Annotated in this window: 11 protein-coding genes, 1 tRNA gene and 5 pseudogenes; 10 read left to right on the top strand and 7 right to left on the bottom strand. The window is 40.5% G+C overall.

Annotated features, from left to right (window positions below; translation table 11 throughout):
• Window positions 1-65: 65 nt before the first annotated feature.
• The 6 genes and pseudogenes from KUH03_RS38940 to gap all read left to right on the top strand — a co-directional run bounded on the left by KUH03_RS38940 (window position 66) and on the right by gap (window position 5,116).
• On the top strand, window positions 66-347 hold the full coding sequence (locus tag KUH03_RS38940; protein ID WP_257090000.1) for a hypothetical protein: 282 nt from the start codon (window positions 66-68) through the stop codon (window positions 345-347).
• A gap of 35 nt (window positions 348-382) precedes the next feature.
• On the top strand, window positions 383-1,456 hold the full coding sequence (locus KUH03_RS38935) for a hypothetical protein (protein ID WP_257089999.1): 1,074 nt from the start codon (window positions 383-385) through the stop codon (window positions 1,454-1,456).
• 701 nt (window positions 1,457-2,157) lie between these two features.
• Window positions 2,158-3,250 (top strand): annotated as a pseudogene (locus KUH03_RS38930) (AI-2E family transporter).
• Between the two features lie 235 nt (window positions 3,251-3,485).
• On the top strand, window positions 3,486-3,851 hold the full coding sequence (locus tag KUH03_RS38925; protein WP_257089998.1) for a hypothetical protein: 366 nt from the start codon (window positions 3,486-3,488) through the stop codon (window positions 3,849-3,851).
• Between the two features lie 26 nt (window positions 3,852-3,877).
• On the top strand, window positions 3,878-4,087 hold the full coding sequence (locus tag KUH03_RS38920) for a hypothetical protein (RefSeq protein WP_257089997.1): 210 nt from the start codon (window positions 3,878-3,880) through the stop codon (window positions 4,085-4,087).
• Between the two features lie 23 nt (window positions 4,088-4,110).
• Window positions 4,111-5,116 (top strand): annotated as a pseudogene (gene gap, locus KUH03_RS38915) (type I glyceraldehyde-3-phosphate dehydrogenase).
• A 364-nt stretch (window positions 5,117-5,480) separates the two neighbouring features.
• Here the strand turns inward: gap and KUH03_RS38910 are convergent.
• Together KUH03_RS38910 and KUH03_RS38905 are read right to left on the bottom strand one after the other, a co-directional pair.
• Window positions 5,481-6,244 (bottom strand): annotated as a pseudogene (locus KUH03_RS38910) (TIGR02757 family protein).
• 9 nt (window positions 6,245-6,253) lie between these two features.
• A pseudogene (locus tag KUH03_RS38905) lies at window positions 6,254-7,285 on the bottom strand (quinone-dependent dihydroorotate dehydrogenase).
• A 60-nt stretch (window positions 7,286-7,345) separates the two neighbouring features.
• Here KUH03_RS38905 and KUH03_RS38900 point away from each other — a divergent pair.
• Window positions 7,346-9,260 (top strand): annotated as a pseudogene (locus KUH03_RS38900) (ABC-F family ATP-binding cassette domain-containing protein).
• A 131-nt stretch (window positions 9,261-9,391) separates the two neighbouring features.
• Window positions 9,392-9,464: transfer RNA gene (locus KUH03_RS38895), tRNA-Lys, on the top strand.
• A gap of 185 nt (window positions 9,465-9,649) precedes the next feature.
• Here the strand turns inward: KUH03_RS38895 and KUH03_RS38890 are convergent.
• From KUH03_RS38890 to KUH03_RS38880, 3 genes are read right to left on the bottom strand one after another with little or no spacing between them, the layout of a single operon-like run.
• The gene (locus tag KUH03_RS38890) at window positions 9,650-10,009 is read right to left on the bottom strand and encodes a serine hydrolase (protein ID WP_257097740.1); all 360 of its coding nucleotides are present in this window, start codon (window positions 10,007-10,009) and stop codon (window positions 9,650-9,652) included.
• A gap of 50 nt (window positions 10,010-10,059) precedes the next feature.
• Window positions 10,060-10,353, bottom strand: coding sequence for a serine hydrolase (locus KUH03_RS38885; protein ID WP_257089996.1), 294 nt, complete (start codon window positions 10,351-10,353; stop codon window positions 10,060-10,062).
• Entirely contained in the window at window positions 10,326-10,844 is a 519-nt protein-coding gene (locus tag KUH03_RS38880; RefSeq protein WP_257097738.1) for a serine hydrolase, read from the bottom strand. Before KUH03_RS38880 ends, KUH03_RS38885 begins: the two co-directional genes overlap by 28 nt.
• A 309-nt stretch (window positions 10,845-11,153) precedes the next feature.
• Between KUH03_RS38880 and KUH03_RS38875 the strand changes: the two genes are divergently transcribed.
• Entirely contained in the window at window positions 11,154-11,519 is a 366-nt protein-coding gene (locus KUH03_RS38875; RefSeq protein ID WP_257089995.1) for a Crp/Fnr family transcriptional regulator, read from the top strand.
• Between the two features lie 70 nt (window positions 11,520-11,589).
• Window positions 11,590-11,733 carry a sigma factor-like helix-turn-helix DNA-binding protein gene (locus KUH03_RS38870; RefSeq protein ID WP_257089994.1) on the top strand — a complete coding sequence of 48 codons (144 nt, stop codon included), beginning with the start codon at window positions 11,590-11,592 and terminating at the stop codon, window positions 11,731-11,733.
• On the opposite strand, the gene KUH03_RS38865 is transcribed toward KUH03_RS38870, so the two are convergent.
• Together KUH03_RS38865 and KUH03_RS38860 are read right to left on the bottom strand one after the other, a co-directional pair.
• Complete coding sequence (locus KUH03_RS38865) at window positions 11,734-12,057, bottom strand: hypothetical protein (RefSeq protein WP_257089993.1); 324 nt, start codon at window positions 12,055-12,057, stop codon at window positions 11,734-11,736. It lies immediately after the preceding gene.
• 11 nt (window positions 12,058-12,068) lie between these two features.
• Window positions 12,069-12,761 carry an LLM class flavin-dependent oxidoreductase gene (locus tag KUH03_RS38860; protein WP_257089992.1) on the bottom strand — a complete coding sequence of 231 codons (693 nt, stop codon included), beginning with the start codon at window positions 12,759-12,761 and terminating at the stop codon, window positions 12,069-12,071.
• Window positions 12,762-12,976 lie beyond the last annotated feature (215 nt).

Here is a 12,976-nt window from a genome sequence, read left to right as displayed (position 1 = left end):
AACCTAAGTGCGGGATCTCCTGCCCCTTATGTGGAGCCCTGGAACACCCCGCTATCGCGGAAGGAATGGATATCACACAAGAGCTGACAGAAAACCAACGGGCGACAGCAGAAATCAATGCGCGCATAAAATCCAAGGTTGATCAAAAGTTCGAGATTGAAAAGCTCCTACTTCGCCTACAATCCCTACAAGTACAACAAAATGATGTCACAAGCAAGATCCAGGCAAACAAATCTCAGAAGTCCGCTCATCTACTTCAATTTACCTGGCCAGCGTACAGCAGCACGGATGAGTCAATTTATACACAAAAAAACAGGAGCTTTCCAACATCGAAGCGCAGATCGTAGCTACAGAACAGATTGCTACGACCCATCAGACCGCCTTGACAGATATAGAGAGCAAGCTGGAAAGAGCGAATATAAAATTAAGTGGTCTTGAAATTGAAGAAGCGCAAAAGCAAACACAGATCAATCAAAATATAGGCCATCTAAAACACCTGAACTGGGCAGATTATCAATCCGGGGAGAGAGCTACGGTCGAAAACGAATATCATACATTAAAAGCCGAAAATCTTCGTATAGAACAGGACTATAATACCTTGACAGATCGCTTAAACAAGCTAAACAGTCAATTTGCTGCACAAAATAGCCTGGTTCAATCCATTCAGGAACGGATTATCAATATAAGGTCTGAAATCCTACATATTAACACGACGATCGAACAACTCCTCCAGGCTTCTGTATTCAACGCGATAGATCAGGTAAAAGAGACATTAGCGGAGAATCTACCTGTACAGAAAATCCGTGCTGAACTGGAACAGTTTCAAATCCAATTTGAAACCCTGAAAGCCCAGATCATGCAATTAGACAAAAAGTTAGCCGATAAAGTCTACGATGAGGCAGTCTTTATACAGCAAGAAGCTGCTTTGGAAGAAAGCTCCCATCACCTTAAAATCATGACCGAGAACGTTGCTAAATGCGAACAGGAGTTGAATCAGTTGGAGACAGCCTACGAAAAAAAGGAAACTTTACTGCAACAACAAATGCAATTAAACCTTCGTAATGATAATCTGAAACAGCTATTTAACCTATTTAAGGGAGCGGGATTTGTGCAGTATGTTTCCTCAATCTATCTACGCCAGCTTTGCGACCATGCCAATATCCGTTTTCACCGAATGACGCGCAACCAGCTAAGTTTACAGATTAATGAAAACAATGAATTTGAAATCATTGATTATTTGAATGAAGGCAAAAGCCGGAGCGTAAAAACACTCTCCGGCGGTCAAGCTTTCCAGGTATCCCTGAGTCTTGCGCTGGCCCTAGCTGAAAGTGTACAGTCAATACCAAAGCCGCTAAAAACTTCTTTTTTATCGATGAAGGCTTTGGCACCCAAGATATCGCTTCTGTCAATATTGTCTTCGAAACCTTACTTGACCTGCACAAAGAAAATCGAATAGTCGGCATTATCTCGCATGTTGAAGAATTGAAAGAACGGATCCCAATATCACTTTCCATCGAAAAAGATGAAGAGCATGGCAGTCAAATTTTCATTAATTAATTGTAAATCCCAAAGTAATTTTGTAGATTAGTTATAGTGACAGAAGCCAAAAACTGTCGCTATAACCAAAAACAAAAGATTATGGGCTTATTTTCAAATAACCGAAAAGGAAAAGGGTCTCATCCTTTTTTTTCATAAAGCAGCTAAATCGACAATTCATTTAGCAGCAGAAAACAACAATCAATCCACTGAACATAGGACAACCTCATCTATGCTTTTTGTCAAGCAATATGATATCATGCGTATCTTAAAGGATATTTTAATGCCGCAGAACCAGAATTAGTTTTTGGCGAAAAATTTATATGATTCAGGAGGCAAGGAAATTTCTCGCCCTCCCCTGCCATGATCTGTATCTGGTCAGTACTGTTATACTTAATCTATCGCTATTCTTCAAGAGGAAAAGAGACCATTTCCCAGATAAACATCCCTATCCATTCGGGTGATCTTCAAGGCCCTATTCTCTCGCTTTACTGCCCTTAAAAAGAAATAAAAAAATCATTGAAATTCTAAAAAGTAAGTTTAATTTAACGATATAAAACATTTATAAAAAAATATTGTCATACGTAAAATAGAAATTAAAGCGGTACTTATTCCAGACACATGAAATACAAACAGATAAACAACAACTCCATTAACCAGATTATGCTTATCATCATTATTTTGCTGATATGCATTTTGATATTTACGAGTCTATTCTACTATCTTCCTGGCTTTTTGGGAGCAATAACATTATATATCCTCTTCCGGAAAATCAATTTCAAATTAACAGAAGAGAAAAAATGGAACAAATCCGTCGCGAGTATATTGTTAATCTTGCTTACGATTATATTTCTAGTCGGACCATTGTATCTCCTGATCAATTATATGGTACCGCAAGTGACTGATGCAATCAGCAATAAAAATGAGATTATGGAAAAATTTGATTCCATTAAAACCTATTTCAAAGATAGCCCATATCTCAGCAACATTGATCTATCGGACACAGCATTGATGGGTGCACTTCAACGGGCGGCCAAGTTTATCCCCAACATCCTAAATTCCGTTGCAGAGGTAGGCGTAAATGTTTTAGTCGCATTATTTGTACTTTACTTTATGTTGGTCAGCAGCAAGCAATTGGAGCGGGCTATATACAATGCCATTCCGTTTTCTCCGGGAAGTAAGACAGAGTTATGGCAAGAGTTTGATATGATGGTTAAATCAAATGCCATTGGTATTCCGATCCTTGCGATGTGCCAAGGTATTGTCGCGGGTTTAGGCTACTGGTTTTTCGGCTTGAAAACCCCATTTTTTAGGTATTCTGACCGCTGTTTCCACCATAATCCCAATTCTGGGTACGATGGTTGTTTATCTTCCAGCAGCGGTATTTCTCTTAGCAAATGGACAATCCGGTAATGCGATAGGGTTAGCACTTTATGGTATCATTATCATTGGAAGTATTGATAATATTCTTCGCTTTACAATTTTGAAAAAACTTGGAGATGTCCATCCTTTAATAACCGTTTTTGGGGTGTTATTGGGATTAAATCTCTTTGGTATGTTAGGATTGATATTTGGTCCACTTATCCTATCCTGTGTGGGTGTCTTACTCAAAGTATATAGCAATGAATTTGGTCGAAGTACACCAGAAATTATACAATCTACGACGTTGATAGACCCCAATAGTCCCAGCAACACCACAGATACAATGGAATAGCTTAAAATTTGGAGACATATTACAGTGGGAAGCATCAAAGATGATAACCAGTAAACTGTCATAACTTGAGTTTGGACGCTGCATAATCCCATTTTTTTATAGTTTTGGTTCTTCAATGGCGTCGTTGTGGAATGATCTATCCTCAGTTCAAGCTGAACGGTATAAATATATTCTGCTAGCACGCCTGAAAAAGAATAACAAATCACTAAAACTGGTTTAAAATCAAAGGTAGTCTATGAACAAAAAAATAATCTTAGGAGTAACTGCTTTACTCGCGGCGGGCATGCTTTATTCATGTAACAACAAGGGCAATCAAAAGACAGCCGGCACGGAAAATAGTACCACAGAAAATACGGCCGAAAATCATGACCATGCGGGTCACGACCACGCCGGTCATGATCATGCGCAAGCTGCCCCTACCCAGTCTTCTGGTCCAGCTGCAATTCTTCCTAATTTCACTTTTTACCAACTTCGATCCGGCATACGTGTCAGCAATGAGAATCTAGCTAAAGATAAGAATACAGTCTTCATCTTATTTGATCCGGGATGTAGCCATTGTCAGCATGAAGCAACTGAACTCGAAAAAATATTGACCGCATAAAAGATGTCAATATTTTCTATATTTCCATGAATGATCCAGCATTGGTATTAGGATTCTTCGATAGCTTCGCACCAAAACTATCCAAATCTTCCAATGTGGAAGTCCTGATTGACAAAGATCAAACCTTTATCCAAAACATACATGTTCCTTCACAGTTCCCAGCAAATTATGTCTACGGTGCTGATGGAAAACTAAAAGCACATTGGGAAGGTGAGAAAATATCAATGAGGCAATAAGCCAATTTCATAAATAAGCTGAAATGCTCAATATAGCGATAAACGGATTTGGACGCATCGGAAGAAACACATTACGTAATATTTTTCTTCGCGATGCTTTTGATCAATTGCAGGTGGTCGCCATCAATGATTTGGCTGACACCAAGACTTTGGCCCATTTATTCAAGTATGATTCGGTGCATGGACCCTTCGCTGGTACGGTCACACACGATGAACATCATATTATCGTGAATGGCCATTCTATTTTAGTGACCAATGAAAGAGATCCGGCCCTACTACCCTGGAAATCCTTGCATATTGATGTTGTTGTTGAATCCACGGGGCATTTTACGAACCGTGAAAAAGCAACGCTTCATCTAACAGCAGGTGCGAAAAAGTTATTATCTCAGCTCCGCCAACTGACAAGGATATTGCAACAGTCGTATTGGGTATCAACGATAATGCTGTCGATCTCTCGGCTTCGATCTTGTCCAATGCTTCCTGCACAACCAACAACGTCGCCCCACTGGTCAAAATATTAGATGACAATTGGGGATAAAAGACGGATATATCACTACGGTGCACTCCATGACGGGAGATCAAAACCTGCATGATGCACCACATAAAGATCTGAGACGGGCACGTGCCGCCTCTTCGGCTATCATACCGACAACAACAGGTGCCGCCAAAGCAATTACCAATGTCTTTCCACATCTACAGAATAAGTTGGGCGGAGCAGGTATACGTGTTCCTGTACTGAATGGTTCGCTAACAGATTTTACCTGTACGTTAGAAAAAGAAACAACGGTTGAAGAAATCAACAAAGCTTTTAAAGCTGCAGCGGAAAACGAATTAAAGCAGGTATTGTTTTATACAGAAGACCCAATCGTGTCTGTTGATATTATCAACAACCCCTATTCTTGTGTTTTCGATGCACAATTGACCTCAGTAGTGGGTGGATTAGTGAAAGTTGTGGGTTGGTATGACAATGAATTTGGTTATTCCAATCGTTTGGTGGACCTTCTGATTAAGATTGACCGACTTGTTTAAGCTAAGTAGCTAAAAATAAAGAAAGCCCGTATCCTAAAAATACGGGCTTTTTCTTTCAAACTTTTACACGCCTATTTGCGAGGTATCAGTACTTTAGACCAAGCGCAAGTAAAGCACGAGAAAAGCACCTTTCGTTTTGTTTAATATCAGTCAATAGCTGCTACCCTAAGCATGGATATTTTGGGTGATCAGTACCCCTAGGTGTACCGTCTGTTACCTAGCATATCCGCTGATTACATGCCCTGTTGTTGGGGTGATACTGGTATATTAGTATTACATCTGTGTAACGTCTGTACTGGAGTAAGGCAGTTGAGGGGACTTGAGCGGACTTGAAGGGACTTGAGGCGACTTTACAGTTCCCGTTCTACCCCAAGCCGAAAAGCGCAAAATCATATTTTACCGGATCGTTGGGATCCAATAAACGAAGATTGCCCGTTAACTCTTGTGCGGTCTTCCAGTTGACCTTTTCCAAGGTAATCAGTCCAAATTTTCGCGCTACACGTTCGACATGTACATCACAAGGACAGATCAGGTCTTTTGGTGATAAGCGGTTCCAAATTCCAAAATCTACCCCTTTCTTGTCCTTTCGGACCATCCAGCGTAAAAACATATTGATACGCTTGACAGTAGATTTTTGGGCTGGGCTACTGATATGTTTACGCGTTCGGTGCGGATAGTCCGGAAGCGAAAAGAAATAGGTTTTAAATGTATTCAGCGCCTGCTCCAAATCCACCTCTTTTACGGTCTCCTGCCCTACCAAAAAAGCATCTTCTAAAGACGCAAAGTGGCTATAGTGGTGCCGAAAAAAAGCAACGAAATAAAGAATATCCGTATCATTGAATGTTCGGTGCTTAAAACCAAGCAGGCTTTTGAGGTCCTGATCGCTATGGTTCATGATATAATCATATGGCGCGCCGTCCATTCTTGCGATCAATTCATTACATTTATTGATGATGGTTTTACGTTGTCCCAAGCCATTATTGACGCTAGGAACCCGGTAATCTCGATATCATTCTTGCTTGAAAATTGATGTGGAATGGATATGGGATCATTGGGAATAAAATTAGGTTGATTATATTCATCAACCTTTTTGTCCAAAAAATCTTTTAAATTAAAATCTACTGCCATGGTCTTTGATTATCGTCCTGTCTGTAGTATACCTTTACAGATATTTGCGATCAATCCCGGTCCTTCATAAATAAATCCGGTATAGACCTGAATAAGACTAGCACCGGCATCAAGTTTTCAATAGCATCTTTGGCAGAGTGAATACCACCTACGCCAATGATCGGAAATGCTTTGTTGGATTTTTCGCTGAGGTAGCGGATCACTTCAGTTGAACGCTTGGTCAGCGGGCGTCCACTCACCCCTCCGGCCTCTTGTATCAAATCCGGCTGGCTCTTTAAACCTTCTCTTGAGATTGTGGTATTGGTTGCGATAACTCCTGCTATCTGTGTTTCCATAACGATCTCAACGATATCATCCAGTTGACTATCTGTTAGGTCAGGTGCGATCTTAAGCAGAATTGGCTTAGGAGCCGGTTTTGCTTTATTCAGATCCTGTAGTGTATTTAATATATTTTTAACGGTTCCTTTTCCTGCAAATCCCTTAAGCCAGGTGTATTTGGCGAACTGACATTGACAACAAAGTAATCTACATAATCAAAAAGTGCATTGAAGCAATAAATATAGTCGTTTACTGCTTCTTCGTTTGGTGTCACTTTATTTTTTCCAATGTTACCACCGATCAGAAGCCCTTTTCGATCTTTTAGGTTCTTCAATCGGGTTGCAGCGACATCTGCCCCTGATTATTGAACCCCATGCGGTTGATCAGCGCTTCATCCGGCACAAGGCGAAACATGCGTGGTTTATCATTCCCCGGTTGTGGTTTTGGAGTGACGGTTCCGATTTCAATAAAACCAAAACCTAAATTAGTCATGTCGGAGATATATTCGGCATTTTTATCGAAGCCTGCCGCCAGGCCTACTGGATTTTTAAATTTCAGTCCAAATACCTCACGTTCCAAGCGAGGATCTTCTACTGTAAAAATAGCATTCAATAATTGCTTGGCACCCCAAATTTTTGAGAAGACATTCAATCCACTGGTCACTTTATGGTGAGCCATCTCCGGATTCATTGTAAAGAATATAGGTTTGACTAATTTATACATAATCGCAAAGTTAGTCAAACAAGAAGAAATATTCATTACTTTTGTACTTTTGCATTTGAAATGATATCAATAAATAATTTAACATTTGAAATAGGATCCCGAGCGTTGTATGATGAGGCAAACTGGCACATCAAACCAGGTGATAAAGTAGGTTTAATTGGTGCCAATGGAGCCGGAAAATCAACCTTATTGCGTTTGATCGTTGGACAATATGCGCCGACTTCGGGAACAATTTCCATGGCAAAAGATCTAAAGATCGGTTACCTTAACCAGGACTTATTATCTTACCATTCGGACAAGAGCATTCTATACGTCGCTATGGAAGCGTTCGAACGCCAAAATCAACTACATGCCGAAATCGAAGACTTACTTGCGAAATTAGAAACAGATTATTCGGACGATATTCTCAATAGATTAAGTGATAGACAACTGGAATTTGAAGCGCTGGATGGCTATAATCTTGAATTCAAAGCACACGAGATCCTTGCCGGTCTAGGTTTTCAGAAGAAGAACAAAAAGGCCACTGGCAACATTCTCCGGGGCTGGCGTATGCGTGTGATGCTTGCAAAAATTTTATTGCAGACACCGGATATCCTATTATTGGATGAGCCGACCAACCACATGGACTTACCTTCCATCAAGTGGCTTGAGAACTACCTACAGGCGTTTGATGGGGCAATCGTCATTGTATCGCATGACAGGTACTTTCTGGACCGCATCATTAAAAAGACGGTGGAGTCGCGCAAAGGAAAATTAACACTTTATGCAGGTAACTATAGCTTTTACCTGGAAGAAAAGGAGTTGAGAAATGAGCTGCAGGCCAACCAGTTCAAAAATCAGCAGGCTAAGATCAAACAGGAAGAAAGACTTATCGAGCGTTTCCGCGCCAAAGCATCCAAAGCTAAAATGGCACAATCCCGGATTAAAGCTTTGGATCGAATGGAGAGAGTTGAGGATGTCGATGACGATAATCCAACGGTCAACTTTAGCTTTAAGTTTTCAAAACCTTCTGGCCGTCATGTGGTGACATTAGACAATATTTCTAAATCCTATCCGAACCTGGAGATATTAAAAACACTTCTGCGATTATTGAAAAAGGTGATAAGATTGCTTTGATCGGTGCGAACGGAAAAGGTAAGTCTACCCTACTACGTATTGTGGCGGGCACAGATACTCAGTTTGAGGGAAAAGCAGAACATGGACATAATGTATCGCAAACGTTCTTTGCACAGCATCAGCTGGAAGCGCTCCATCTTGAAAATTCGATCTTGGCCGAACTACAGGCCTTTGCGCCAAAACATACGGAGACTGAATTACGTTCGATATTGGGTTGTTTCCTATTTACGGGCGATGATGCATTCAAGAAAATTAAAGTGTTGTCTGGAGGTGAAAAATCCCGTGTAGCCCTTGCTAAGGCCTTGACCGCAGACGCCAATTTCTTGGCACTCGATGAGCCTACCAATCACTTGGATATGCAATCGGTTAATATTTTGATTCAGGCCCTACAACAGTTCGAGGGAACATGTATTGTTGTATCCCACGACCGTTATTTTTTGGATCACGTGGCCAACAAAATTTGGTATATCGAGGACAAGGAGATCAAAGAATATCCGGGTACCTATCAGGAATATGAAGAATGGGCAGCTAAACGTGTTGTAAAAACAGAGGCAAAACCGGAGAAAAAAGTCAAAGAAGAGCCAAAGGTTAAAAAAGAGAAACAAGCACCATCTGAAGACCGGACACGATTACTAAGCAAAAAGAATAAAGAGCTTGCTGCATTGGAGAAAAAGTCGAAGAACAGGAAATATTGGTCAAAGATTTAGAATTGAAACTGGCTGATGAAGCTGTATATTCGGATGCGACTAAGTTACAGGAAACTACGCGCGCATACAATTCTGCTAAGGCCCAATTAACCCAGTATCAAGAGCAATGGGAGCAATTGGCCGAGGAAATTATGGAATTGGAAAATGATTAATTTTTTTGGCTTAAAATCAGCTTTTTAAACAAACAGCTACGATTTTAAGCCAAAAAAATTTGCAGGAATAGGATTAAAGCCCTACTTTTGCATCACTTCAAACAAGGAACGGTAGTTCAAAAAAGAAGTACGATTCCGTAGCTCAGCTGGTAGAGCAATACACTTTTAATGTATGGGTCCTGGGTTCGAATCCCAGCGGGATCACAAGAAAAAAGCTAATCGCAAGATTAGCTTTTTTGTTTTTTAACAAAATCAGGATTCGAAAGAAGTGTCAGCTGGGTTCGATCCATTCGAGGCTCAGGAAGGCTTGCGGGAACCGTGGGACTTACCCAATTCTAGCGGGATCACAGCGAATCAAACAAAAGCGTACTTAATCTACCAATACTTGCTTATTTATCGGGTTGCAATTTGTTGGCATACTGCCCCATAATGCTCCATATTTTTTCGAACCCTGTCATTATATTTTTATTAACACCATTGAGCCCTTCCATTTCCGTATTGGCAATGAACAGCATGCCATAACCTTTGGCAGGATTAAAGAACAAGAACGCAGTAACACCGCCATCACTACCGCTATGACCAATGATGCCACTTTTTTTTATGGCATAAAATACGCCGATGTTTGGCTCTGCAGGGTTTAAATTTTCTGGCTTATAGGAATCTGAAAAAGCCGGCTGCAGCATCTTGGCATAACTTTCGGGTTTAAGGATTTTTCCTTTCCCCTGCTGCCCTGCAATTACCTCTTTCAGAAAAAGACTAAGCTCATGACATGAAGTTGTAAGTCCTCCATCGGGATAGGTTACGGAACTATATTTGGGATAGCTTTTTTGTCGCCGTTATATAAGGTCGATAGTTTAGCCTGGTCTGCATTAGTAGTAGACCAGGAGGCATCTGTCATCTGTAGTGGAAGCAGAATATGCTTTTGCGTGTATTCCGCAAAGGACATACCCGATTTGAGCTCGATCAGCCAGGCAGCTAAATCCGATCCAATATTTGAATATTCGTACCTTTTACCTGGTGCCTGTTTATTAAAGTTTTTGTTGGAATAGTAAGAACCATCAGTGCTTAAATAATCCTGTAAGAAAGCAGCCAAAGTAGTGTCTTTCCTTCGGCGCCATATCCCTTCGATTTGAGCAGCCTGTAAATTGGATTATCCTCATTAACCGGTGTATTATACAGGTATGTCTTTTTGTACGTATCAGCATGATCAGTAATTCCAGAAGTATGTGTAACCAGATGTCTCAAAGTAATTGGTACTTCGGGAGTGTAAGGATGTTGTAATTTAAAAGGTAATATACTGTTGATCTCCATATCAAGCGTAAACAGGCCCTGTTCTATGGCTTTCATTACTGACATTCCAATAAACAGCTTACTTAATGATGCAATGGGCTGTATGATGGTGGTTGTATAAGGAGTTTTCTTTTCCAGATCAGCGAAGCCAAAGGCATTTTCATATAAAATACTATCGCTGTTTACAATGGCAACACTGAAGCCTGGAAAGTCATTTTGTTTATATGCTGTAGTGAGTGCAGCTGTCAGGGATTCTGCAGCGATTTGCGCTTTAATTTGACTAGCGCAGAACATAAACAACAAAAGGAGGACATTTCTAAAGACGCTTTGCACTTTGTTTGAGCACTCCGCTCCATGGTGAAAAATAATCTTTGCTGACATAATATGAAATTATAAAACAATGTACATATATTGATTTATATTTCAATGTATTATAATTCTTTATCCAAAGAGTTTTGCGTGGCAATTTTAGCTTTCCATTGCAGCAATCACCCTACGCCTCTCCGATCAGGCTTTATCGGCATCCTTCCGCATTTGATGATATCTTATGACGGATTCATATTTTCAGTATATTTACCTTTGGGTTCGGTAAAATAATAACTCATGTATAACTCTTTAATCGAATATATCAATTCGCGGGTCTCCAGGCCGTTGGAAGCAAGTGAAATTAACATTCTCAAAAATAATTTTGTACCGCATAAACTCAGAAAGCGACAGATCTTTTTACAGGAAGGTGATGTAAGTAACCATATTGGATTTCTAGTCAAAGGCTCCATGAAAAAATACAGTACAGATACCAAGGGTACCGAACACATCATGAGCCTCTATATTGAAGGCTGGTGGGTCGTCGATCGCGAGAGTTTTGCAAAACTCACTCCTTCTTCCTTCAATATTGAGGCCTGTGAAGCTACTGATTTACTAATCTTAACCAAGAAAGCCGCAGAAGAAGTATTCTCCTTCCTATCATGAGTGAACTCATACGCCAGTTGGATGAAAATTATTCTTTTGCCAGTCAAAAAGAATCAATGCCGCCATAAGTATGACAGCTGAAGAACGCTATAATATGCTTATTGATAACTATCCTGAATTTGTGCAGCGATTTCCACAGCGCATGATTGCATCGTATTTAGGTATTACGCAAGAAACCATTAGCAGAATCCGTTCTAGAGCAGTCAAAAAATAATCAGGATTGATTTACCATAGGAATTACCTTTGTCCCGATTAATTCTATGGCTTTGAATATATCTTCTTTGCTAAGTCCTGGATTGTCCATCTGAAACGTAAATCTTGATATACCACCCAACGCCTCACTATGTCGTAAAATCTTTTCGGCAACTTCCTCAGGGTTACCAATAACGTACGCACCTGTGGGGTTGGCCTGGACCTCAAACATTTCTCGTGTAGGCGTAGACCATCCTCTCTCTTTGCCGATCTTCCCCATCATTTCCTGGTATCCTGGAAAGTAAATATTCTTCGCTTTCATTGTTGTATCCGCTACAAAGCCCAAAGAATGTAGTCCTACTTTAAGCTTCTCCCTCGCATGTCCTGCTTTTCTCCGGCCTCATAATATAAGTCTATCAACGGACGAAAACGGTGGGTTTCACCTCCAATAACGGCCACCATCAATGGAAGTCCCAATACTCCGGCGCGTATAAAAGATTGCGGAGTTCCTCCTACCCCTATCCAAACAGGCAACTGCTCCTGCACTGGCCTTGGATAAATGGCTTGTTGCTTCAGCTCTGGGCGGAATTTTCCCTTCCAGGTTATGGTTTCATTATCACGGATTTCAAGAAGCAATTTAATCTTCTCTTCAAAAAGTGCATCATAATCTTGGGTATTGAACCCAAATAAAGGAAATGAATCAATAAATGATCCTCTTCCGGCTACAATCTCAGCCCGGCCTTTGGAAATAATATCCAATGTTGCATATTCCTGAAATACCCTAACAGGATCTGCCGCACTTAGTACGGTAACCGCACTCGTTAGACGAATATGCTGAGTTCTGGCTGCCGCTGCTGCCAATATTACTGCCGGAGACTCATCCAAAAACTCCTTTCGATGATGTTCTCCAAGTCCAAAAACATGTAATCCCGCCTGATCCGCAAACGCTATCTTTGACAACAAAGCTTCCATAGCCATCATATTTTCCTCAGGACGCAACCCGTCATTATATGCACCGGTGGCAATAAAACTATCTATTCCTATTTCCATGATTATTCATTTAGTTTTGTAGACCTCCCATTATTGAAAAGCTAACCAAATTTCTATTTTTTTGATGGTTCATAACGATGATCTATGTCAAAAAGAATGCCGACAAATCATAAAAATATCTTCTATCTCCGTAAAAAGATGCAGTACCATGCGCTGCAATTGTAGGATTAGACCAATGTTGTGTGACAGGCGCAAAAAGCTTCGCAAGATAATTT

Source organism: Sphingobacterium sp. E70, from assembly GCF_019285695.1.
Lineage (GTDB): Bacteria > Bacteroidota > Bacteroidia > Sphingobacteriales > Sphingobacteriaceae > Sphingobacterium > Sphingobacterium detergens.
The sequence above is the reverse complement of the archived record's forward strand: the minus strand, read 5'-3'. Positions and strand labels throughout refer to the sequence as shown.

What these genes read in the sequence shown, in the direction of transcription:
- KUH03_RS38940 (WP_257090000.1), top strand. Translation starts at nt 66, where the DNA reads ATGGATATCACACAAGAGCTGACAGAAAACCAACGGGCGACAGCAGAA.
- KUH03_RS38925 (WP_257089998.1), top strand. Translation starts at nt 3,486, where the DNA reads ATGAACAAAAAAATAATCTTAGGAGTAACTGCTTTACTCGCGGCGGGC.
- KUH03_RS38920 (WP_257089997.1), top strand. Translation starts at nt 3,878, where the DNA reads ATGAATGATCCAGCATTGGTATTAGGATTCTTCGATAGCTTCGCACCA.
- KUH03_RS38880 (WP_257097738.1), bottom strand. Translation starts at nt 10,844, where the DNA reads ATGTTCTGCGCTAGTCAAATTAAAGCGCAAATCGCTGCAGAATCCCTG.
- KUH03_RS38875 (WP_257089995.1), top strand. Translation starts at nt 11,154, where the DNA reads ATGTATAACTCTTTAATCGAATATATCAATTCGCGGGTCTCCAGGCCG.
- KUH03_RS38870 (WP_257089994.1), top strand. Translation starts at nt 11,590, where the DNA reads ATGACAGCTGAAGAACGCTATAATATGCTTATTGATAACTATCCTGAA.
- KUH03_RS38860 (WP_257089992.1), bottom strand. Translation starts at nt 12,761, where the DNA reads ATGGAAATAGGAATAGATAGTTTTATTGCCACCGGTGCATATAATGAC.